25 protein-coding genes, 1 tRNA gene and 1 pseudogene are annotated in these 22,014 nt (G+C 57.5%); 15 read left to right on the top strand and 12 right to left on the bottom strand.

What is annotated here, in order from left to right:
* Positions 1-48: 48 nt before the first annotated feature.
* From artA to P0O24_RS07115, 4 genes are read left to right on the top strand one after another with little or no spacing between them, the layout of a single operon-like run.
* Positions 49-828: an archaeosortase A gene (artA, locus tag P0O24_RS07130; protein ID WP_316969055.1), complete on the top strand. Its 780-nt coding sequence runs from the start codon at positions 49-51 to the stop codon at positions 826-828.
* Positions 825-1,412 (top strand): phosphatidylserine decarboxylase, encoded by a 588-nt coding sequence (locus tag P0O24_RS07125; RefSeq protein ID WP_316969054.1) that lies wholly within the window; start codon positions 825-827, stop codon positions 1,410-1,412. The genes artA and P0O24_RS07125 overlap by 4 nt, the downstream gene beginning before the upstream one ends.
* Positions 1,409-2,098, top strand: a complete 690-nt coding sequence (gene pssA / locus P0O24_RS07120) for a CDP-diacylglycerol--serine O-phosphatidyltransferase (RefSeq protein WP_316969053.1) — start codon at positions 1,409-1,411, stop codon at positions 2,096-2,098. The genes P0O24_RS07125 and pssA overlap by 4 nt, the downstream gene beginning before the upstream one ends.
* Positions 2,056-2,385: a dihydroneopterin aldolase family protein gene (locus P0O24_RS07115; protein ID WP_316969052.1), complete on the top strand. Its 330-nt coding sequence runs from the start codon at positions 2,056-2,058 to the stop codon at positions 2,383-2,385. Before pssA ends, P0O24_RS07115 begins: the two co-directional genes overlap by 43 nt.
* Here P0O24_RS07115 and P0O24_RS07110 read toward each other — a convergent pair.
* Positions 2,358-3,719, bottom strand: coding sequence for a sodium:solute symporter family protein (locus P0O24_RS07110; protein WP_316969051.1), 1,362 nt, complete (start codon positions 3,717-3,719; stop codon positions 2,358-2,360). The genes P0O24_RS07115 and P0O24_RS07110 overlap by 28 nt on opposite strands.
* Before the next feature lie 78 nt (positions 3,720-3,797).
* Between P0O24_RS07110 and moaA the strand changes: the two genes are divergently transcribed.
* Positions 3,798-4,706, top strand: coding sequence for a GTP 3',8-cyclase MoaA (moaA, locus tag P0O24_RS07105; protein WP_316969050.1), 909 nt, complete (start codon positions 3,798-3,800; stop codon positions 4,704-4,706).
* On the opposite strand, the gene thiL is transcribed toward moaA, so the two are convergent.
* Positions 4,673-5,695 carry a thiamine-phosphate kinase gene (thiL, locus tag P0O24_RS07100; RefSeq protein WP_316969049.1) on the bottom strand — a complete coding sequence of 341 codons (1,023 nt, stop codon included), beginning with the start codon at positions 5,693-5,695 and terminating at the stop codon, positions 4,673-4,675. The genes moaA and thiL overlap by 34 nt on opposite strands.
* A 275-nt stretch (positions 5,696-5,970) precedes the next feature.
* On the bottom strand, positions 5,971-6,558 hold the full coding sequence (locus P0O24_RS12545; RefSeq protein WP_394356738.1) for a pentapeptide repeat-containing protein: 588 nt from the start codon (positions 6,556-6,558) through the stop codon (positions 5,971-5,973).
* A gap of 85 nt (positions 6,559-6,643) precedes the next feature.
* Here P0O24_RS12545 and P0O24_RS07090 point away from each other — a divergent pair, with 85 nt between their 5' ends.
* The 8 genes from P0O24_RS07090 (at position 6,644) to P0O24_RS07055 (ending at position 13,530) form a co-directional block, all read left to right on the top strand.
* Positions 6,644-6,988, top strand: a complete 345-nt coding sequence (locus P0O24_RS07090; protein WP_316969047.1) for a rhodanese-like domain-containing protein — start codon at positions 6,644-6,646, stop codon at positions 6,986-6,988.
* A gap of 31 nt (positions 6,989-7,019) precedes the next feature.
* Positions 7,020-7,907, top strand: a complete 888-nt coding sequence (locus P0O24_RS07085) for a RimK family alpha-L-glutamate ligase (RefSeq protein WP_316969046.1) — start codon at positions 7,020-7,022, stop codon at positions 7,905-7,907.
* 67 nt (positions 7,908-7,974) lie between these two features.
* Positions 7,975-9,240, top strand: coding sequence for an adenylosuccinate synthase (locus tag P0O24_RS07080; protein WP_394356741.1), 1,266 nt, complete (start codon positions 7,975-7,977; stop codon positions 9,238-9,240).
* A 302-nt stretch (positions 9,241-9,542) separates the two neighbouring features.
* Entirely contained in the window at positions 9,543-10,646 is a 1,104-nt protein-coding gene (locus P0O24_RS07075) for a hypothetical protein (RefSeq protein ID WP_316969044.1), read from the top strand.
* Complete coding sequence (locus P0O24_RS07070; RefSeq protein ID WP_316969043.1) at positions 10,621-11,547, top strand: hypothetical protein; 927 nt, start codon at positions 10,621-10,623, stop codon at positions 11,545-11,547. The genes P0O24_RS07075 and P0O24_RS07070 overlap by 26 nt, the downstream gene beginning before the upstream one ends.
* Positions 11,548-12,595: 1,048 nt before the next feature.
* Positions 12,596-12,847 (top strand): type II toxin-antitoxin system HicB family antitoxin, encoded by a 252-nt coding sequence (locus P0O24_RS07065; RefSeq protein WP_316969042.1) that lies wholly within the window; start codon positions 12,596-12,598, stop codon positions 12,845-12,847.
* Entirely contained in the window at positions 12,816-13,058 is a 243-nt protein-coding gene (locus tag P0O24_RS07060) for a type II toxin-antitoxin system HicA family toxin (protein ID WP_316969041.1), read from the top strand. The genes P0O24_RS07065 and P0O24_RS07060 overlap by 32 nt, the downstream gene beginning before the upstream one ends.
* A 127-nt stretch (positions 13,059-13,185) precedes the next feature.
* The gene (locus tag P0O24_RS07055; RefSeq protein ID WP_316969040.1) at positions 13,186-13,530 is read left to right on the top strand and encodes a hypothetical protein; all 345 of its coding nucleotides are present in this window, start codon (positions 13,186-13,188) and stop codon (positions 13,528-13,530) included.
* Between the two features lie 175 nt (positions 13,531-13,705).
* Here P0O24_RS07055 and P0O24_RS12540 read toward each other — a convergent pair.
* Positions 13,706-14,043, bottom strand: a pseudogene (locus tag P0O24_RS12540) (type II toxin-antitoxin system PemK/MazF family toxin).
* Positions 14,028-14,222: a DUF2281 domain-containing protein gene (locus P0O24_RS07050; RefSeq protein ID WP_316969039.1), complete on the bottom strand. Its 195-nt coding sequence runs from the start codon at positions 14,220-14,222 to the stop codon at positions 14,028-14,030. Before P0O24_RS07050 ends, P0O24_RS12540 begins: the two are co-directional and overlap by 16 nt.
* Positions 14,223-14,771: 549 nt before the next feature.
* Between P0O24_RS07050 and P0O24_RS07045 the strand changes: the two genes are divergently transcribed.
* Complete coding sequence (locus tag P0O24_RS07045; protein WP_316969038.1) at positions 14,772-16,055, top strand: HEAT repeat domain-containing protein; 1,284 nt, start codon at positions 14,772-14,774, stop codon at positions 16,053-16,055.
* Positions 16,056-16,384: 329 nt separating this feature from the next.
* On the opposite strand, the gene P0O24_RS07040 is transcribed toward P0O24_RS07045, so the two are convergent.
* From P0O24_RS07040 to P0O24_RS07025, 4 genes are all read right to left on the bottom strand, one after another.
* Positions 16,385-16,534 carry a hypothetical protein gene (locus tag P0O24_RS07040; protein WP_316969037.1) on the bottom strand — a complete coding sequence of 50 codons (150 nt, stop codon included), beginning with the start codon at positions 16,532-16,534 and terminating at the stop codon, positions 16,385-16,387.
* 84 nt (positions 16,535-16,618) lie between these two features.
* Complete coding sequence (locus P0O24_RS07035; RefSeq protein ID WP_316969036.1) at positions 16,619-16,813, bottom strand: hypothetical protein; 195 nt, start codon at positions 16,811-16,813, stop codon at positions 16,619-16,621.
* A gap of 343 nt (positions 16,814-17,156) precedes the next feature.
* The gene (locus P0O24_RS07030; RefSeq protein WP_316969035.1) at positions 17,157-17,423 is read right to left on the bottom strand and encodes a hypothetical protein; all 267 of its coding nucleotides are present in this window, start codon (positions 17,421-17,423) and stop codon (positions 17,157-17,159) included.
* A 162-nt stretch (positions 17,424-17,585) separates the two neighbouring features.
* Positions 17,586-19,808: a DUF362 domain-containing protein gene (locus P0O24_RS07025; RefSeq protein ID WP_316969034.1), complete on the bottom strand. Its 2,223-nt coding sequence runs from the start codon at positions 19,806-19,808 to the stop codon at positions 17,586-17,588.
* 281 nt (positions 19,809-20,089) lie between these two features.
* Here P0O24_RS07025 and P0O24_RS07020 point away from each other — a divergent pair, with 281 nt between their 5' ends.
* Positions 20,090-20,245: a hypothetical protein gene (locus tag P0O24_RS07020; RefSeq protein WP_316969033.1), complete on the top strand. Its 156-nt coding sequence runs from the start codon at positions 20,090-20,092 to the stop codon at positions 20,243-20,245.
* Positions 20,246-20,679: 434 nt separating this feature from the next.
* On the opposite strand, the gene hisF is transcribed toward P0O24_RS07020, so the two are convergent.
* The 3 genes from hisF to P0O24_RS07005 all read right to left on the bottom strand — a co-directional run bounded on the left by hisF (position 20,680) and on the right by P0O24_RS07005 (position 21,950).
* Positions 20,680-21,501, bottom strand: a complete 822-nt coding sequence (gene hisF / locus P0O24_RS07015; protein ID WP_316969032.1) for an imidazole glycerol phosphate synthase subunit HisF — start codon at positions 21,499-21,501, stop codon at positions 20,680-20,682.
* Positions 21,502-21,602: 101 nt separating this feature from the next.
* Positions 21,603-21,743 (bottom strand): hypothetical protein, encoded by a 141-nt coding sequence (locus P0O24_RS07010; RefSeq protein WP_316969031.1) that lies wholly within the window; start codon positions 21,741-21,743, stop codon positions 21,603-21,605.
* Between the two features lie 121 nt (positions 21,744-21,864).
* Positions 21,865-21,950: transfer RNA gene (locus tag P0O24_RS07005), tRNA-Leu, on the bottom strand.
* Positions 21,951-22,014: the final 64 nt, after the last annotated feature.

Here is a 22,014-nt window from a genome sequence, read left to right as displayed (position 1 = left end):
CCCGGTTGGTAGATAATGCTAAATAAACCTGTGGATTTTCTATCCCCGATGATTCTCGGCTGGCTGATCACCAACGTCCTCTGGATCGGACTCTCCCTTCTCATCATCTCCGCCATATCGGGGAAGAGGAGGCTATCGGGGGCGGGCTGGGTCCTCTTCGGGGTCCACTGGCTGAAACAGCCCGCCGATTACCTGGCCATCGGCGACCACTTCAACGTGGGGCTGACGGTGGCGGTCGCCCTCTTATCCTTCTACCTCGGGTGGCTCATACTGGCTAGAGGGTGCCGTTCCCGCTCCTGCGACTGGGCCAGCTCCGCCGTGGCGATAGGGGGTCTAGCCTACTTTCCCTTCGCCGAGGTCCCCCTCCTGAAGGAGGTGCTCATCGGAGGGACCGCCGACCTCACCCTCCTCCTCCTCCACTGCCTGGACGTCCCGGCGGTGGCCGGAGGCGGAAGCGTCATCACCCTCTACGACCGTTCTGTGGAGATCATCCTCGCCTGTACCGCCATCGAGAGCATGGCCCTCTTCGCCGGGGTCGTCCTCTCGGTCCAGGCGCCTCTGAAGAGGAAGGCAGGGGCCCTCATAGCCTCCGTACCGGTGATATATGGTCTCAACCTCCTCCGAAACGCCTTCGTCGTCGTAGCCTACGGCGAAGGGTGGTTCGGCGACAACAGCTTTTACCTCGCCCACCACGTCATCGCCAAGGCCGGCTCCGCAGTCGCCCTCTTCGCCATAGCTTACATCGTATTCCTCCTCCTCCCGGAGCTCCTCGACATGATCGACGGCCTCGCCTCCGAGATGAGACGCGGCGGGGAGGGGCCTGCTTGAAGCTTGCGAGAAGCTCCGGCCCCTGGGTGGGAGGGCCCCTCCTCGCCGCCCTCCTCCTGACCCTGACGGGGATCTGGCAGCTCCCGGGGGCGGCCTTAGCCCTATCGATCTTCATGGTCTTCTTTCATCGGGACCCCGAACGGTCACCCCAGGGCGAGGGGATGGTCTCTCCCGCCGACGGCCTGGTGGTGGAGGCGTCCGACGAGAAGGTGGCCATATTCATGAACCCTTTCAATGTCCACGTCAACAGGTCCCCCCTGGGGGGGAGGGTGGCCAGGATCGAGCATTCGGACGGGGGTCACCGGCCCGCCTTCTTTCGGTCGTCGTCGAAGAATGAGAGGAACCTGATCGTCTTCGACACCCCTGAGGGGACGGTCCAGTTGACCCAGATCACCGGGGTCCTCGTGAGGAGGATCGTCTGCTACGTCACCCCCGGCGAGTTCGTCGATAGAGGAGAGAGGATAGGGATGATCAGGTTTGGGAGCCGTGTGGAGTTTTCCATCCCTCCCAGCTACAGCCTCAAGGTCGGGGAAGGAGACAAGGTGCGAGCCGGAGAGACGGTGGTTGCGGTGAAGGAGAGATGACCGGCATCATAGGGCTCGTCCGGCTCCCCGATGCGGCATCCATATTGAACGCCTCCCTCGGCTACGCCTCTATCCTCGCTGCGGCGGAGGGGAGGCTCACCACGTCGGCGGCGCTGATTCTCCTGGCCATCGCCGCCGACGGCCTCGACGGCTTCCTCGCCCGGAGGCTGGGAGACGGACCCCTGGGAGTCCAGATCGACTCCCTGGCGGACGCCGTATCCTTCGGGGCGGCTCCTGCCTATCTGGCTTGGTCGGCCTTCGGTTCCGATTTCGGGTCTGTCTTTTCGATCTTGGGCCCGTTTTACCTTGCCTGCGGGATCCTTCGCCTCGCCCGGTTCAACGTGACGGGAAAGAAGAACGGCGAGTTTCAGGGTATGCCCATTCCGGGGGCCGGAGCCTTCGTTGCGGCCAGCATCTTTCTGGACGGCCCCCTGCTCACGGCCTTTCTGATGGTCTCGATGTCTCTTTTGATGATCAGCACGATCCCGTACCCCAAGCTCAGAGATCCGAGGTTCGTGCCCCCGGTTCTGGCGGTGGGAGCAGCTTCTGCTGCGGCCTGGCACCAGGGAGATCTTCGCCTATCGGCGGGGGTCGTATTTTTAGCTCTGATCGGCTATCTCATATCACCGGTGGTGATAGAGGTATGCCGACGGAGAGGGAAGCGGCCGCCTTCGAGGCGGGGATAAAGCTGGGGGCGCTGTACCACCAGTTCGTGGGATCGCCCGTCTCCGCCGAGACGGCGGAGAGCCTGGAGGTGGCGATGGAGGAGTCGATATCCCTCCAGCCTCACGTCAGGTCCGTCTCGGTGAAGATCGACCGAGAGATGCTGACAAAGAACGTCTACGGCTACGGCGAGCTCTCGGGGAAGATGATACGGGCCCTGGTGGAGATCGACCTCGATGGGGCGGTCGTCAGGGCGAAGCTCGAGTACGACCCCAAGATCGACTATCCCCTGATGTCCCTCCTGGACTGAGGGGAGAGCCAGCTGACAAAAAATAGGATGAAGGCGCTCGCCGCCATCCCCAGTAGAGGCATCTTCGCCCCGAACAACAGGGCGGTGCCGCCGCCTCCAATGAGGGCGGCCAGGGCTCCGTCGGAGGTGAGGCGGAGCTTCTCCCTCCAGAAACCCGCCACCAGGGGGACGATGAGACCTCCGGCGAAGACTGTGTAGGCGGATAGGAGGGTCGCTATGATCTCCGGGAGGCGGAGCGCCGAGAGGAGGGCGACGGCTCCGATGAGGACCGTCCCGCCCCGGGAGACGATCATCATCGTCCTATCGCTCGACTCCGGCCTCGCCCTCCTGAATAGGTCGAGGGAGAAGATCGAGGTCGCCGTCAGGAGGGTGGTGTCCGCCGAGGAGATGAGCGCCGAGAGGAGGGCGGCGGCGGCGATGCCCATCGCCAGGGGCGAGAGGGTCTCTGCCATGAGGACGGGGAGCGCCTCCTCGGGTCCGATCTCCGGAAATAGGGTCCTTGCAGTGATCCCGATCCCCGTTATGATGAAGGCGAGGGGGACGAGGAGGAGGGCGGCGGCGAGGGCCGACCGCCTCGCTGTCTTTGGGTCCTTCGCCGAGAAGAGCCTGGAGTATATGTCGGGGCCTGCGATGTAGGTGGAGCCGACCAAAAGGACCAGGATCGCCACATCGACCCCACCTCTGCCGTCGGAGGTGGGGAAGGACTGGCCCGCCAGGATCTCGGGCCCCGCCAGATGAAGAGCCCTCCAGCCGACGACCAGAAGCCCCAATAAAAGTATCAAGATCTGGACTGTGTCGGTCTTGACGATGGACCTCTGGCCCCCCAGGGCGGTGTAGCCGACGAAGACGACGGCGGAAGCGACCATGAAGATCTCCTGCCAGGGGCCGAATAGAACTCCCAGAAGCTTTCCGGCCGCCACGATCTGGGCCGCTATTATCCCCACCCAGGAGACGAGGACGAGGGCCGAGGCCGCCGACCGCACCCGGGGATCGTACCTCTCCCCCAGAAGCTCAGGGAGGGTGTAGCAGGCCGCACCCCTCACCTTCTCCGCGAAGAAGACGGATAGGACCAGGAGGCCCAGGGAACCCGAGAGGAGCCACCAGGCTCCCGTCAGCCCCTCGCTATAGCCGAGCCCCGCCATCCCCAGGGTCGACGACGCCCCCAGGATCGTGGCGACGAGGGTGGCGGTGAGGACGACGGGGCCCAGGGCCCTTCCGGCGAGATAGAAGCCCTCGGGGGTCCACGACCGCCTCGCTGCGGCCGCCCCCACCCAGATCATGAGAAGGAGGTATCCTCCCACCGTCAGGGCCACTGTCCAGACATCGTCAACCATCACGGCCCTTTAAGGTTTACGATAGGATAAGCCTTCCTATCCAAACTCTAAATACCAAAAGCATCCATGGGGTGCGAGATGACTCTGGCAGATCCCTTCGGCCGGAAGGTGACGGGGCTTAGGATAGCGATAACAGCTCGGTGCAACCTGAGATGCCTCTACTGCCACCACGAAGGAGAGGACCCGGCGCCCTCCGGGAGGCGGGAGATCTCAGCAGACGAGATAGTGAAGGTGATCTGTGCCGGAGCCAGCCTCGGGATCAGAAGGGTGAAGCTCACAGGAGGCGAGCCTCTTATGCGCCGAGACCTCGAAACGATCCTGGCGAGGCTCCCCGAAGGGTTGGAGGTCTCCCTCACCACCAACGGCACCCACCTCGCCGGAAGGGCAGTGGCTCTAGCCGGAGCGGGGCTCGATAGGGTGAACGTCAGCCTCGACTCCCTCCGCCCTCAGGCCTACAGAAGGATCACCGGCGGGACCGAAGAAGACCTCAAAAGGGCGGTGGCGGGGATAGACGGTGCCCTCGAGGCGGGGCTTCTCCCCGTCAAGGTTAATATGGTGGTCCTGAAGGAGAACGAGGGGGAGGTCTGGGATCTGATCGACTTCGCCCGGGACCGGGGGGCGATCCTCCAGCTGATCGAGCTTCTGGAGAGACCGGGGCTGGGGATCGGAGGCGACATAGCCGGCATCGAGGCGGCCCTCGAGGAGGGGGCTGACGAGATCGTGACGAGAGATATGCACCGGAGGAGGAAGTACTTCCTCTCGGGTGGGGAGGTGGAGGTCGTCCGCCCCATGGACAACACCGAGTTCTGCGCCCACTGCAACCGGCTCCGGGTAACCTCCGACGGGAAGCTCAAACCATGCCTCCTTCGAAACGACAACCTCGTCGATCTGGCGGGTGCCGACGGCGAGGAGATGAAACGGCGGATCGAGGAGGCCGTAGGCCTCCGGAGCCCCTACTTCTGCGGCGGGGATGAAAAGGAACGGTGAAGACGGGCAGGTTTGGGGGTTTTCATATGCTGGTAGCCCCGGGGCTCCATCCTCCTCCTCACCCCATCCGCCTCGATGAATATCTCCCTCTCCTCCAGCACCCTTCCGATGACGGCGAAGTCGCAAGCCTGCCTCGCCCTATCGATCAGATCCGGCCTCACTGTGAAGACGAGCTCGAAGTCGCCGCCGGTGTATAGGGCAAGGGCGAGGGCGTCGTCTCTCCCCTCCGCCACCTCCGATACGAGGGGGTCGACGGGGATCTGGTCCTCCCAGACGAGAAAGCCAACGCCTCCGGCCTCCGCGAGGTCGAATAGGGATAGGGCTAGGCCGTCGCTGTTGTCCATCATCGAGGTGGCAGCCCCGGATAAGGCGAGGGCTCGACCCTCCTCCATCCGGGGGGAGGGCAATAGGAGCCTTTTTGTGAGGGCGCGAAGGTCGGGATCTCCGATCTCCATCTCCCCCCTCCCTTCCGCCTCCAGGGCGACCCGGAGCCCCGCCCCCGCCGATCCCAGGGTCCCGGTGGTGCAGAGAAGGTCTCCGGGCCTCGCCCCCCTCCGGCGGAGGACAAGGTCCTTCTCGACCCAGCCGAGGGCCGTCCCCGAGAGGGCAAGCTCATCGAACGAGTCGAGATCGCCGCCCAAAACCCTCGTGCTGTAACGTCGGGCGCAGTCGTTCATCCCCCTGAATATCTCCTCTGCGAATGCGACCTCGGCATCTTGCGGGATTGCGGCGGCTATGAGCAGGCCCAGGGGGGCGGCGCCCATCGCCGCGACGTCGCTCAAATTGACGGCGACGGCCATCCACCCGATCTGCCAACCTGTCGCGATCCCCGGAAAGTCGGACTTCCGGTGGAGGATGTCCGTCGTCCATACGAGCCATCCATCGCCATCCTCCACCATGGCGCAGTCGTCCCTCTCCCCTATCCCCAGGATTTCCGTGATCTTCCTCACCAGCTCCCGCTCCCCCAGATCCGAGCACCTATCCGTCATTTCAAGTCGCCCATATTCTCTCTCATATCATAAATCTTGTTATTCATAGAGTTGTTTCCATTACGTCGAGGTCCAACTCCGATATTTTAAAGGGGACAGTATTATACATGGAATAAATGTTTATATTGGATATGCCGTTATAAGCTCCAGGGAGGAATTAGGCAATGTATAAAAGCCTCTTTATGGTATTAACAGTGCTCCTGCTCTCCGCAGGGATGGCACTGGCAGAAGATGTGGTAGAAGAGGAGACCGCCGATGTAGTGACGGTAACCTTTTCAGGGATAGCTGTAGAGCTTTTCGTCGGCGAGATCCCCGGCGCCCCCACGGTATGGGCGGTCGAGGTGACCTCCGTTGAGGAGGAGGCCGAGGTCTGCAGCGAGATCGTCAACGTCACCGTCTTCCAGGCGACCCCTCCACCATGGGGAACCTTCGACGAGAACGTCGAAGCCGGCGATGAGGTAGAGGTCTACGGCGCCTACATAGAGGACGAGACCGGATGCACCGTCACCCTCCAGGGATCCGAGGACTACTACTTTCAGGCTGTCGTCGTGGAGGCTGACGAGGTAGTCGACGAGACCGAGGTCGACGAGACTGAGGTTGACGAGACCGAGGTCGACGAGACTGAGGTTGACGAGACCGAGGTCGACGAGACTGAGGTTGACGAGACTGAGGTTGACGAGACCGAGGTCGACGAGACTGAGGTTGACGAGACCGAGGTCGACGAGACTGAGGTTGACGAGACCGAGGTCGACGAGACTGAGGTTGACGAGACCGAGGTTGACGAGACCGAGGTTGACGAGACCGAGGTTGACGAGACCGAGGTTGACGAGACCTCGTGCTAGGATTATTGAGACCTTTTTCAAGTACAGATAGGGGAGGCGTGGCGGCGACTTTCGCCGCCGGACCCATCCCTTTTATCTCAAAACCCCAGATCTTCTCATGAGGTGCATGACGAAAGGGAAGATCACCGAGATCGACCCCCAGGGGTCGAGCCGCATGATCCGAACGAGAGGAGGCGACCCCGATCTCATCATCCTGGACGTCCGGACGGCGGCGGAACATGAGATGGTCAGGATCGAGGGGTCGGTGAACATCGACCTTCGATCGCCGACCTTCGAGGCGGAGCTTGAAAAGCTCGATCGAAAGAAGACCTACCTTGTCTACTGCCTGGTGGGGATCAGGTCGAGAGAGGCGGCGAAGGCGATGGAGCGGCTCGGCTTCGAGAAGGTCATCAGCATGGCAGGCGGGATCAGAGAGTGGCATCGTCGGGGGCTTCCCGTCGTCGGCCGATAGACCGATATATCCGGGACGCAGCCCCCCACCCATGCGATTTGGCATCGTAGTCACCGATCCATCGGACTGGACCGCGAGGGCGATCGCCTCCGGCCTGGAGAGGTGCGGGGCGGAGGCGGTCTATCTGAACTTCTCGGAGCTTTCGGCCCCGGTGGGGGCCGGCCTTCGGCTGGAAGCTGACGGCTCCGACCTCTTCGGCCTCGACGGCCTGGTGGTGAGGGACCTGGGGAGGTCGGGGGCCGTCGACGTTGCCTTCCGGTTTGAAGCGCTATGCGTACTCCAGGAGCTGGGCCTTCCGATTGTCAACCCGCCTCAGGCGATTTCGAGGGCCGCAAACAAGTTCGCCACATCCATCGCCCTCCACCAGTCAGGGGTACCCCATCCCAGGACTCTGGTGACCACGAGCCTTTCGGCCGCCACCGAGTTCGTCGCCCGCCACCGACGGGCGGTCTCAAAACCGTTATTCGGCTACAAGGGAAGAGGCCTTGCCCTTCTGACACCCGAGGACCCGAGCCATCTTCGAGAAGTCCTTGCCAAAAGCGGCGTCGTCTACCTCCAGGAGTTTCTAGAATCATCGGCCCCATCGCCTCGGGACATCAGGACCTTCGTCGTTGGAGGACGGGTGGCGGGAGCGATCTACAGGGTCGCGCCGCCGGGGTCGTGGATCAGCAACCTCGCACGAGGAGGGGCGCCGGTGAGGTGCCCCCTCACCCCCGAGATCGAGGACCTCGCCCTCCGGGCCGCCGCCGCCGTCGGGACGGTCTACAGCGGCGTCGACCTCCTGGAGACCTCCGGAGGCCTTTCGGTCCTGGAGGTGAACGGGACCCCCTCGGGGTGGGGGGTCTTCCAGGCCTGGGGAATCGACGTCGGCGAGATGATCGCCTCTGCCGTCCTCCGCATCGCCGAAGGCTCTCTTTAGGCGTCATCGAGCCGGGGCGGCCGCTTCAGGGTAACGGTTATCTATCATGCGACGGCTCGTCGAGATCATGTTCACCATACTCACGGGCTCTCAGTTCGGGGACGAGGGGAAGGGGAAGGTCGTCGATCTCCTCGCTGAGGATTACGACGTAGTCGTCCGGTTCCAGGGGGGGGACAACGCCGGCCATACCGTCATCGTGGGGGAGCGGACCTACAAGCTCCACCTCACCCCCAGCGGCGTCCTCTTCGGAGCGAGGCTCCTCATCGGCCCCGGGGTCGTCTTGAACCCCAGGGTCCTCTGGTCCGAGATCGAGGCGCTCCGGGCCGAAGGGATCCAGCCCAACATCGGGATCGACGCGAAAACGTCGATCATCATGCCCTACCACATCGCCCTCGACGAGCTGCGGGAGATGGGCAGGAAGGAGAAGATCGGGACGACGAAGAGGGGGATCGGCTACGCCTACATCGACAAGTTCAGCCGCGACGAGGTCCAGATGAAGGACCTGAACGACCCCGCCCTCCTGGAGGCGAAGCTCGCCGAGATCGGACCCGCCAGGGAGAAGGCGATATCCGACCTCGGAGGCGACCCGTCCGTCGTCAGAGACCCCGCCCTAATAGGCGAGTATCTCAAAATCGGCCAGGCCCTCAAAGAGAACGTCGCCGACGTCTCCTACGAGATAAACGTAGCCCTCGACGCGGGAAAGAAGGTCCTGGCGGAGGGGGCACAAGGCGCCTTCCTCGACGTCATTCACGGGACCCAGAAGTTCGTCACCTCGTCTTTCACCACCGCCGGGAGCGCCTGCGCCAATTTGGGCGTCGGGCCCGCGAGGGTCGACAACGTCGTCGGGATCGTCAAGGCGTACATGACCCGGGTGGGGGAGGGGCCGATGCCCACCGAACTGAACGACGAGGCCGGAGCTCACCTCTCAAAAGTAGGAAAGGAGTTCGGCACCACCACCGGCCGGCCCCGCAGGTGCGGGTGGTTCGACGCCGTCCTCGCCAAGAAGTCGATGTACCTCAACGGCTACACCGAGCTCGCCCTGACCAAGCTCGACGTCCTCGGGGGGCTCGACCCCATAAAGATCTGCACTGGCTACGATCTGGACGGCGAAACCCTCAACTACCCGCCGGAGAGCACCGTCGAGTTCGCAAGGTGTCGCCCCATATACGAGGAGGTCAAAGGCTGGACCGAGGATATCACAGGGGCGAAGTCGTACGAGGCGCTGCCGGGAGCCGTCCGGGATTACGTCGAGAGGATCGAGGCGCTCCTGGGGGTCAAGATCACCATCGTATCGGTGGGGCCGGGAAGGGAGCAGACGGTGAGGAGAGGGTGAAAGGGGCGGCGGGAGTCGCCCTCTATTTTTGGTCACAATATTATTCTTTTCTAAATATATTCCCTGCGGCGCGGAGGCGGGGGGGGCAAGGGCTTCACCGATGTATTTGATAGAAGAGAATGTTTCTATGATTATAACCTCCAGAAACGTGACGGGGAACGATTATTATTACCAGAAAAATCTTGATGAATGTAATTTTAGCGGATATCCAAAAAGAACTAAATACTACTTCACAGCATTGTTCGCTTATACCAATTAGGCATAAATATCCGGTCGACTGTTAGAATTATAAAAGTGAAACTATGGCAACCAAAAAGATTGTTTCCTCAAGAACCGCACTTCACGAATTGATGGAAAAAACCATCAATAAGAATCTTCGATCCATGGAAGAGCGGGAGGAATATGCAGAATATGCTGTTAAAACTAATATAATAGAATCTAACTGTGGGCTAGAAGAAATTCCAAAAAATTTTTTGGGATATTCAATCGAAATTAGATCTACTGTAGATAAGTATCTTTACGTGATTATAGTTAAATCAAATAATAAAAACTTTACACTATATTTGGATACTATGAACAAACGATTCTGGAAAATCCATAACATTGAGAAAAGTGAAACCGTAGATGCATTTCTTAATCAATTCTCAAATCAATTACATAAAATTGATACACTTTGGATGCCACACCAAATGATCGGAAATTTAGAGAAAGACTATATAAATGTTGGATTCTCAATTAAATATAAACAAGAAGTTATGGAAGAAGAAGATCTATCCGATGAGGAAGTTTCTCAATTATCCATGAGGTTGTGGTCGAAAGGCTCTGGACCATCAAAAGGGATAATACAATTATTAGAGGCAAATGGATATCCGACCACCAAAACATCAACAAGATTATTAAATATATGCAATGGCGAAATAAAATTTCTTGATGAAGCGTATTACGATGGAAAAATAACAGTGATAAAGGGAACAGATATACAAGAACATATTCATTTTGTAAATAATGTTATACTAGCGTATTCTGATATAATGAATAGAATTGAGAGATATAGAATTAGTTTCATGTCGTCAGCCAATGAATTTGAAATTAAAGGAGCTCCATTCGAATTATTATTTTCAAAAGATCAAGATATAGAAAAACTTGCAGAAAAATTGACGGATTCGACAAAACCTTTTAGGACATGGGGTATTATTCATGATTTTGAAAAAGATTTCTTAAGGATTGCAGGAGTAGATACGCATACAGGAGACAAATTTGACATGGATTTAATGCCTGAATATGCGAGGATATACCTCCCAAAAAATGCCTGTGGGAATCTGATTTTCCGGCTTTACACAAATATTCAACATTCACTAGATTCGAAGGTGAGAATTTTTGATGAATCAGGAACTACCATTTTCTGATCACCGTGAAATGATGAATGCGGTTCTCGGTTTAGCTTATAACCTGAGATCTTATCCCAATCATTTACATAAAGCGGGATATAGAATTTCACGTATCGAACCGAGATTTAAACTAAACGTATCACAAACGTTAAATCCAGATATAATATTTATGTCAAATGATCATGTTCTAATTGCTGAATGCAAAAGCGCAGCAATTAAAAGTGGTAAAAATATTAAAAATTATGGAAATATAACGGAGCGACACTTATCTGAAAAAGGAATAGACATTATAGCAGAAAATCCATTATTCGATGTAGCCATATTTGGAAACAGTAATATTAAAACTTTAACATATATATTAAAAAAGAATGGCGTGTCATATCCCCAGGTGGAAATTGACAAAATAATCCAGAAAAAATTTGGCAACGCATTTAAAGATACCGATCTAGAGAGCTTGTTTAGTAAAGCCGTTATTATAAAAGGAAAACCACCCAATATTATAAAATTTGACAATAATAGCACTCCAGAAGATATCGCTCCTTATGTCATCCAAGATTTGATGCAGAGGGTAGAATTAAAGAGAACTGTATTTAAAACGAGAGATTTGGCAAAAGAAATATTCGAAGCTGCATGGGACGATTTAGATGAGACATTCAAAGATGAACTACGTAAAAAAATAGATAAATTTTTACGGACTTATTGTAAAACCACCACGAACAAAATAGGTAAGAAGAGTAGAAGGCGGAAAGTTAAAAAAATGCCAAAATTAGATAAGTATTTATCCAAGAATGATGATATTTGGACGATCAATGTTAAAGATCACTGGAAAAGTAAAGATGCATTTCGAAAGGATTGTATAGAATTGATGAAATATATTAAAAGGTCACCGGCGCGAAAGGGCTGGATTGATTCCAGGTAGCTTCTGCTCGGCGATATTCAACTATAGATCGATCGGGCCAGATTAGGGAATGTAAGCGGTCTCGCGCCGCCGATGATATATATTATATTTTATTTTTACCTTTCGATAATATGAATGTCCGCCCGTGTCGCCCACAGAATGGCGGCTGGAATCGCCGACCTCACCGATCTGTGCCGCCCCTCCTACCGCCCGATGGAGACGCGCGCTGCATTTTCGAAGAGCGCGACCGCCGCCGCTCCCCACCCCCTCTCGTCTTCGCCCGACCGATCCGGGATGGTCGCACCGGGCGGGAAGACCCGGCGGGCCTCTCCGGCGGAAGTCGGGATCGGATCCGTGCGGTTAGCGAGTTCGGGTTTGAAGCTGAAAAAGAGGTCGATGGGAAGCCGGCGCCGTGGTGGCGGGCTGTCCGATCCCCAGCGGCCCCGGTCTGCGGGTCGCCATCCGGCCGTCGGGTCGGTCGGGCCCGGCCGGTGGGGCCGGGGGTGGTCGGCGCCGACCGGCCAGGCGGGGCGGTCTAGCGCCGCCGGGAGTATATTTTTAATTTTATTTTAAAAACCGAAGCTCTTGAAGACGTTCCATCGCCCCCCCTCCGCAGCAGCCCGCCCGTCTCCTCGCCCGCACAGCCGCTCGATGATTCGCCCGCCAGACTGCGGCCCGGACCACCCTACCCCCGCCGCCTGTCGCCCGCGCCCCACCCGGCGCCCCCGAGCCTCCTCCTTTTGGCCCATCATGAGTGCCTGCGCCGCCCGGCGCTTCCGCGCCGGGCGGGAGGGCAGCCGGGATGGATGAGAGTCGAGGGGGCAGCTGGGTGATTTCGCCATCCTTTGGACACGGCCTGCCGGGATGGTCTGCGCCACCAGGAATATATTTTTAATTATATTTTATAGACCGATGCTCTTGATGACCTTCCTGCGACCCTCCGCCCCCGCGCCTCCGCCAAGCGAGACGGGGGCCGGATCGATCGCGGCAGGCGAGTGAGAGCATACGGTCGGCTCGTCGAATCCTGGAAAAGGGTATAAATTGGCTGAGGACGAAAGATATCTCAGCTATGTTCTCCGAGTACATCCAGGCAGCCCTCTCCCGGGCTGAATACGAGCCGATCGAGGAGGGCGACTTTTGCGCCACGATCTCGGGCCTCCGGGGCGTCATCGCCACCGGAGAGACGATCGAGGAGTGCCGCAAGGATCTCATCGAGGTCCTCGAAGGATGGATCGCCCTGAGGCTCCGGCTCGGGATGGCCATACCGCCGATCGCCGGCAAGACCATCGATGTCTCAGCGGAGCCCGAGGCCGTTGTCTAAACTATCTCCCGTCTCTCATCGAGAGCTGATCCGTCGCCTTCAAAAGCTGGGGTTCGAGGGACCATATAGCGGAACAAAGCATCCGTACATGGCCAAAGGAGACCTTCTAGTCACGATACCGAACCCTCACGGCAGCACGATCGGCGTGAAGCTCCTGTCTATAATCCTGCGGGAGGCCGGGATCGAAAGAGACGAGTGGCTCTCGGTTTAGGTAGAGACGGATCGACATCTAGAAGACATACCTTCTGCTCCAGATCGAGTATATCGGCAGATCGACGGTTTTGTCTGCGAGCTTCGCGGATTCACGAGACCTGAGCAGGCGGGTTCGGAGGTGAAAGATGAGCAAAACGGATTGGTCGAAGCAGGAGAAGACTATCGGACGCATCGCCTTCGAGGCCGCTTACTTCCGGGAGTGCATGGCTGCTCGTGATGTGGTCCGCAAGATGGCGGCTGAAATCGACGATCCGCCAGGATTATGGCGGCTTTCGGATTTTCTGACGGAGAAACGCAAGGAGATAGATGAGAAGTACGACTATCGTTATTCTGTCCTCGCGCTCGTCTTCGCCCGGTTGATCAGGGAGGGATGGATCAAGCAAGAAGACCTGGTGGGCCTCTATGACGAGAAGCTGGAGCAGATCCAGGAATTTGCAGAGACTGGAATTAAACCTGGGGATGAAGCCTAAGGGAACGAGCCGCCATGAATGACATGCAGTCTGATCCCCGGCGGCCTCCGGTCGGCGGTCGGCATTCAGCGGGCTTCCTGGTCTATCGACCCCGGCCGGAGGGTCCGGAGGGCGGTCGGCGCCGAGGTCGAGCGGGGTGGCCTTCCGCCGCAGGGTGTATATTTTTTATCGTATTTTAAATATTTAATATATTTGTTATCGTCTCGACGACCTCGCCAACCCTCTCAGCTTTGAGGTGCCCTGCGCGGTACAAAATTATCTTGCTGTCGGCGGTGAAGAGCCGATTGGGCCTGACGTTGCTATCCTTCTTGAGGGACCCCTCTTCGAAGTCGGCATCATTTATCCCAACGGCATACCTGTCCTTGAAATGTCGGCTGGTTGTCTGACAGAGGATCCTGTCGTCCCCCTCGAGCTCGCCACCACCAGGGCAGGACGCCTCTTGGCCTCGGCCAGGTTCGAGAATGGGAATGGGAACGGGACCACGACCACATCCCCCTTCACAAATCGTCCCAGGCTTCGTCCTCCTCAGGGGCGAGCCACTCCTCGGCGAGGACCGGCTCGCTCAATATGGCCCCTTCGATCCACCTTTCGGCGGATCTCTCCTTCAAAAAGCGGACGAAATCTAGAACCTCCTTGAGATAAGGCTCGGGAAAGACCTCGATCTCCAGGAGTATCAGCTCTTTCGTCTTCATGCCAGCGGACTTATAAATCTCCTTAAGTAAAAGACTTTCTCCGATCTTTCGGCTTCCAGCCGCCCGGAGCTAGGCCTCTCACGCTCCTGGCACGGATTGTCAGCGGAGCAGATTGGCATCGTGGAGGAGGCAGCCTGCTGACCCGCACCGCCTGAAGGGTGGGGCCAGGGGGAGGTGCCCTTCCGACGATGGGAATATATTTTATATTTTATTTTATAAACCCAATGTCCTTGGTAGCCTCTCCACCGCCACCTTCCCGTCGCCATCCGTCTCCGCGAGGGAACCGCAGCTCAATGAGTCCTCACGCCAGATCGCGGCTGAGAAACCGACACGCCGGATCGGTCGCCGCCGGCGGAAGGAAATTGGGCGGGAGAGGCCAATAGCCTTGTTTAAATATCTAGACTCATCAAGTGGACCGTCTCCAACTCTATTACGGCTTAGACTGCAGGATACCTGGAAATATAGATCGATCCTCTAGGTGAGAACCGACATATTTTTTACCGATATAGACAATTATAGTTTCAAGTTAATTTCCAAAGGTACGAGGAGATGACCCCTAAAGCGATTTTGTTCCTTCTGCCTCTTGCGATCTCAGCGATGCCGGTTTTAGCGGAGGATGTAGGAGATCTCATGAGCCTTAATCAGAGGATACAAACCCCCTCAATTGCCGATCCCACCAGAAGCCAAGGCGCCCTCCTGTCAGATACTTGGCGTCCAGCGGATCAGATCCGGTTTGAATATGAAAATGATGATATCCGAGCAAGTCCAGTAGATTCGCTCCGTCAGTTTAGCCTTGAGAGAGAGGGCGATCCCCTCATCGAGTCCCTCCAAGACGATAGACCGGAGGTCAGAGCAAGGGCCGCCGATGCCCTCATAAAGTCCCTCCAAGACGATAGACCGGAGGTCAGAGCAAGGGCCGCTGGTGCCCTCGGCGTCATAGCCGATGAAAGGGCGGTCGATCCCCTCATAAAGTCCCTCCAAGACGATAGACCGGAGGTCAGAGCAAGGGCCGCCGATGCCCTCGGCGTCATAGCCGATGAAAGGGCGGTCGATCCCCTCATAAAGTCCCTCCAAGACGAAAGACCGGAGGTCAGAGCTAGTGCCGCTGGTGCCCTAGGTATGATAGGCGATGAAAGGGCTGTCATTCCTCTAATTGGGGCTCTGAACGATGACGATGAGTACGTGCGGCTAAAAGCTGCTTCTTCTCTCCGCAATCTTGATGCATACCCCGTCTATCCGCCAGAGCCAGTTGTAGAGGAGCCAGTTGTAGAGGAGCAAGACCCTACAATGAAGGAAATGATTGCGAGACTCCCATATGGACTGATCGCATTCAAGCGCCCTCTAAAAATGAAACAAGGAGTTGAGTATGTTGTTGAAGTGCGAATATCAGGTGAGGCAAATATAAGTCAGACGACTTTGGCTGAAAGTCTCGAAGGCCCCGGAGAAACCCTAATGAAAGAGATGAGGGTTGGAGACAGAATGAGGGTTGCTCTGGAAGGTGATGAGGAAGATTTCAGAATCGTTCCTATGTTTGATAGCAGTTTAGATTATGTTGTTGTAGGGGGACCCTACAAGGCTTGGAAATGGAAGGTCACTCCACTAAAGAGCGGCAGCCATACATTATTTTTAAATGTTTATGTCGCAATAGAAAGACCGGGGGCTGGAGATACATGGGATAGAGCTAACGTAATGAGCGAAATGATTGAGGTAAAGGTAAGTTATCCCTATATGATCAAAAATCTGGTAAAAACTGATATTCAATTGCAATGGATTATCGGCGCAATCATTATTCCTATTTTTTTATATCTATGGAAGAATAGACATCGAAAATAGTAAAGCTGAGAAAGACCGATAGGGGGCTGTCAGTTCTTATATTCAAGGGATGCGTTTTGGCCTATAGATCCGAGAATGAAATCGACCCGATCGCTCACCTCTTTGAGATCATCCAGCGCTCCAGCCTCTCCTGGGGCAGGCCAATCCTTGGATAGGACCAGTTCACCCCCCATGCATCTCTTCTTTCTAGCCGAGGACGGGAACGACGCCGGAGGGGACGACGCCGGATCGGCGCTGAGGTCGAGGTGAGGTTGGGAGGACCGCCGAGGGCGTTAGGAGCGGTCTTCCCCCGCTAAAAATACATTTTAAATTTTATATTAAAAATCCAATTACTTCGACGACATCTCCACCGCCTCTATGCCGCCGCACGACCTGCGGCCCTGGTGGCCGGCCCTCCTCAGGGGCGGCGGGAATGAAAGGCCGCCGGAGTGAAGAGCGAGATCCCCCCATTCGCCCCCTCCCCCGGGCGGTTTCAGCATATACCAGGGAAGATCGTCATTCCGGGGATAAGGCTTCGGATCACCATCTCCTTTCCGTCCACGGGTTTAGATCCCGGAATGGACCTAGACGATATTGCAGATGAAGAGGGTTCTATTGATCCCCGTATCGATTCCCCGGGTCAGGTTGATCCCCTTGTCAATCCCACGGGTCATGTTGATGGACCTGCCGATCTTATGGGTCAATTTGACCCCTCGGTCGGCCCCTGGGGCCAGAGAGGGGGTAAAATGGGTCGAGGAGTTTATCGTCCATATCTTCATATGATTCATACTCACCACGGAGCCCGATGTAAACTCCATCGGTGAGTTGAATCTCCATAGGTCGCCCTCGGCGGTGGATGGGGATAAGGTGGCGACCCCCACGATCAATATAAATATACAAGCCAGCTTCATAGGATCACGCCACCGCGATGATCCTTTCAGATTTAAAATCTTTCGGCTCAGTCTCAGGAGGAGAGGCCCCCCCCGGCGGAAAGCTCCTTGATCATCCCGCTTTGCCCTCTCCGGACCGTCCCCCACCCTCTCCTATCGGCCCCTGCCCCCTGCCCTGGTCCGGGGGTCCGGATGCCGCTGGCTGAACCGTCACAGAATGATCCCCCCAGCTCTACCTCCTCACCTCCCTCTCCACCTCGTCGCAGAACCCCTTGATATCTTCGTCGGAGAGCTTGCCCTCGGGGATTACAAAGACCCTGTACCCGGCGGCGGTGAGCTTCCTCTCCGTGAAGGGGTCGGCGTTTCTGGTGTCTAGGACGATTATCTTCTCTTTTTTAAATAATATGTCTGCAACGTACCCCACCCGAAGGGAGGTCGAGAGCCGGAATTTGAGCCCCCGAGCCTCCAGATCAGAGACGACGCTATCGAGCTTGCGCAAGAATACCACATCCTGAGACGGTGCAGGGGTGGTATACGCTATTACTCTATATCCGGCATTCCATCGACCACATCGTCCCTTAGTCCTTCCAGGCCCCTCCACAGTCCGATGACGGACCGTTCCTTGGAGGTCCTCGACCCTGCACCTGGGGGGCGGAGCGGATCAACGGTGCGACCCGCCCCCGAGGGGGAGGTGGCCCCTTCCTCCGCCGGTACCGGCGGTGGATCGGGAGAGGTCCACCCCGGCGATGGAGGCTACCCCCAGGACCGCCCCTGCGTTGATGGCGGTGGAGATGGTCATGAAGATGGGGAGCCCCTCCGTGAGGTCGTAGCTCCATAGACCCCCCACATGCCCCAAAAGCTCCATGTAGCATCCTAGGGCCACGCTCACCACCACGAGGGCGGCGTTCCAGTCGATGGAGCACCTGCTGGAGGCGAAGATCCCCAGGAGGGCCATGGCGGCGTAGAGGGCCAGAAGATCCCTTCCCGCCAGCTGAAAGTAGCCCTCCAGATAGAAGAATATGGAGAAGACGGTGACGGCAGCTGCGAAGGGGAGCGGTCGCCACCGCTTGAGGCGATCGAAGAGGTGAAGCCTTTCAAACCAGAGCCTGCAGAGGTCCGATATACCGTAGATCGCCACCATCAGAAGCGCCCACGCCGATACGACGAAGAGGGTGGGGCCGACGCTGCCCGCATAGTCCACGATCCCCGCCGATGTGATGACCTCCTCAGCGACGAACATCAGCGCCGCCGAAGAGAGGATGAGAGCCAGAAGGTTTTTCGTCTTCATCCTGACCGCGGCGAGGATCGATACGGCTATGGCGAAGAGGAAATTGAGATCGAATAAGAACGACTTGGTGAGGTACCCATCCATATAGAAGCCGATGACCGCCGCCTCCGCCAACAGGAGGAGGACGAAGAAGTTGGTCCTCCTCCGTGATCTGTCCGCCTCCGTATCCCCCTGCCCCCTCAATACGAGGTAGACGAAGTCGTTCAATAGCTTCAGCAGGCCCGGTGTGAGGTACTTGAAGACGGGAAGCCTCGCCATGTCGTATAGGAAGAAGTCGGCACCGACGTTGAATAGGGTAGACCACCCCGGAAACCTCAGCAAAAGCTCGATCCCCGCATTGTAGAAGTCCTTAACCTTCGCCTCAGGCCGGTCCCAGTTTCCATCCTTGCCGCTGGCGTGTTTATAGGGGAGGGAGTCGAAGTCGAACTTCCTGGAGGCGTCACCGAGCCCTCGTTCGGCAGCGAGCGACAGATGCACCACCTCCGACGGATCGTACCCCATAATCTGAGATGCAATGGAGTCTGCACAGACGACGTCGTTTGATGCGACGATCGTCTGAAAGTCGATGGGCTTTGAGCTCAGGGGGCCTATCGCCTCGTTTCCTATGGATCCATCGATGATCACCAGGTTCGGGGTGAAGGCCCGGTTCACCTCGTAGATCACCTCCTCGATCTTCATCCTGTGATACTTGGCCTTGTCCACCTCCGGGAAGGTGCCGTACATGTTCTTCATTCCCAGGGTGACGCCGGTGAGGAGGTGGGTCTTCATCGTCGGCACCGAGATGATGACGTCGGCGTAGACGACCTCTTTTGAGACCTTGTCGGTTCCTATGACGCTATCCTCTCCAAAGTTGAAGTCCGCGATCTCGGTCTCGGAGAGGTTCGCTAGCTTCACCCCCTTCTTCTCCGCCCAATCGACCCAGCCGGAGGCGGCGGCCACAGACCAGAACTTGTTCCAGATCATGTCGGCGTCGGCGATGGCGGGCACCCCGCCCGCCCCCTTCACCATATCGACGATCTCTTCGACGACCTCGGTGCTGGTGAACGTCCCCTTCACCTCCGGGACCCCGCCGCAGATGTTCACCTTAATCAGCACCCTATCGCCGCTTTTGACGAACCTCTCAATCCCGCCGAGTTCTGCAACGGCCTGCCTGACGGACCTTCGAGGGTCGGTCCCTCTTTTTACGGCGTACTCCGATGGCCCCCGGTCGGCGCGGCTCCTGACGTCGGTGTAGGAGTATACCTCTCCCGAGACCAGCCTCCGTTTCGAGACGAGGAGGGCGGCGGCATAACCGGCGAAGAGCCAGAACGGGTAAAGGACGAAGAGGAGGAGGACGGCGGCGGCGGGAACCATCTCCTTTGTGATTCCTGTGGTGTTGGAGTGGAGCATGAAATCCGAGCCCCTCGTCTCGGAGAAGAAGGGAAAGACGGAACGGAATACGTCGGCGTAGAGGAGGGAGCTGAATAGGACAAATACCAAAACGATGGCGATGCCTACCACTATCTTCGCATGTCTATTCCAACCGAGCCTCCGTCCCCCGAAGTAGATGAAGAGGCCGGACAAAACCAGCAGAGGTGGATCGATCAGAAAGCTCATGGAAGCTGACCTCCAGGTCCGAAGAAACTCTTGAATATTACAAGGCAGCTTTAAATATAAGCCTGCCGATAGACATATTTTTCATCCCCCTAGAACGTTAATATATATAAATTTCATATAAATATTTTCGCACCCTCCCCCTCGCCGCCGTTCCGTTGCCGCGACCCAACTTCAGATCGGCAAAATTCGCTCACCCCGCACCCCTTCAGGAGAATACCGGGGAGCCTTCTGCCGGATATCGCCGCCCTCCCGGAGAGGGAGCCAGATAGAGATTCCGCGAGATGGCCGCCGCCTATACGATCCCGCCGGTCCCGGCCATCGACGTTGAGGGGTCGCAGGACGGGCCTTGGAGGAAAACCAGGAGATCTCCTGCTTCAAAACTCGCGGGAGATGTCGTGGTAAACAATAAAGTATATATAGAAAATACTGGTATATAGAGTATATAGGAGCTGATGAAGATGATATTAGAAAATATATTAATAGCGCTCCTCTCTGCAGGGATAGTCTTCTCCATCACCGTGGAGATCTTAAAGGATATCAGAGAGCTGTTAGAAAGTTAGATGAAGACCGGGGGTGTGCTCCGGATCGGATCCGGGCCGCCGGGTAGATGAGCCCGTTCTCCGGGGAGATGCTACCGCCTTTTGCCCTTTTCATGCCTTCCCCTTCTCAAATGCCCCCCTCAGAAAGCCGTGGAGGATCTTCGAGGGCTGTACTGGCCGCGGTACTGCCATCACGAAATATAGCAGGCACGGGACCATTTCGACGGGCCTACCGGGAGGCGTTGAGGACGGGGACGGAGAGGGGGACGTCTGCGATCCTCAGCCGCATGCAGGAATGTCGGACTCCTCCGACGGCCCGCCCCTTCGACCTTTCAGTCGAGGTTCACCCTGATCCCATGGGACCGGAGGTACTCCTTCGCCTCCCCTACGGTGAACTCCCCCCGGTGGAAGATCCCCGCCGCCAGGGCTGCGTCCGCCCCCGCCTCCTGGAAGGCCTGGAGCATGTGCTGGGGGCTCGCGGCCCCTCCGCTGGCGATTACCGGGATATTCACGGCCTGGGCGACGGCCCGGGTGAGGGGGATGTCGTAGCCGTCGTTCGTCCCGTCCCGGTCCATGCTGGTGAGGAGGATCTCGCCCGCCCCCAGATCCTCGACCCGGCGGGCCCAAGCGACGGCGTCGAGGTCGATGGCCTTCCTGCCGCCGTAGATCACCACCTCAAACCAGGCACGCGTACCGTCCTCCAGGGAGAAGACCTCCGCCCCCTCCCTCGGGACGGGGTTTCTTTTGGCGTCGATGGCGACGGTGATCCTATCGGAGCCGACGGCCTTCGCCGCCCTCCTGACGAGGTCGGGGTCTTTGATCGCAGCGGTGTTGATCCCCACCTTGTCGGCCCCGGCGTCGAGGATCTCGACGACCCCCTCCACCGTCCCGATGCCGCCGCCTACGGCGAAGGGTATGGAGACCTCCCGAGCGGTCCGGCGGACGACGTCCACCATCGTCTTCCTCCCCTCGGAGGAGGCGGTGATGTCCAGGAATACCAGCTCGTCCGCCCCCTCCCGGTCGTAGCGGACGGCGAGCTCTACGGGGTCGCCCTGCTTCTTGAGGTCGACGAACTTGACGCCCTTGACGACGGAAGGCACTGAGTCCACCACCTTCACGTCAAGACAGGGTATGATCCTCTTAGTATCGGTCATGGCTGGCAGAAGACGCCACCGGGTAAAAATCTTCCCCGAAGGATGGGGGGAGCGGGGTCAAAGATGGTGAGATGGGAAAGCGGGGGGGGCCCCCTTCATGCCTAAAGGCAGCCGATGGTGGCGGTGCAGGTCAACAGTTCGCATCCCAGGATGTCGGGCTCGCCGGCGAAGTGGGTGAAGTCCCAGCCCGGAGGCTGGCGGATGCCGCTTCCCGTAGCAGCACTCCTCCTCGGCCCCCCCATGGACGACGGAGGCGATGGTTAGGGGCTCGACGGCCCCAACCGTCTCCGGCCGACGAAATCGGGGATACCGTAAAAGGTGAGAGAAGGGTTGGCCAGAAGGCTCCAATCATTAAAGGTAAATTGGTGCGGGGGATGGGATTCGAACCCACGAACCTCTGCAGGACAGGGTCCTAAGCCCTGCGCCTTTGACCGCTTGGCAACCCCCGCTATCAGAATATCATCTTGACGCTGACTGAAAAGACCTGGACAGTCCACCAGATGGTCCCCGATT

The organism is Candidatus Methanocrinis alkalitolerans (assembly GCF_029167205.1).
In the GTDB taxonomy this organism is placed as follows: Archaea; Halobacteriota; Methanosarcinia; order Methanotrichales; family Methanotrichaceae; genus Methanocrinis; species Methanocrinis alkalitolerans.
Note: the sequence above shows the minus strand (reverse complement) of the source record. Positions and strands in the feature narration are given on the sequence as shown.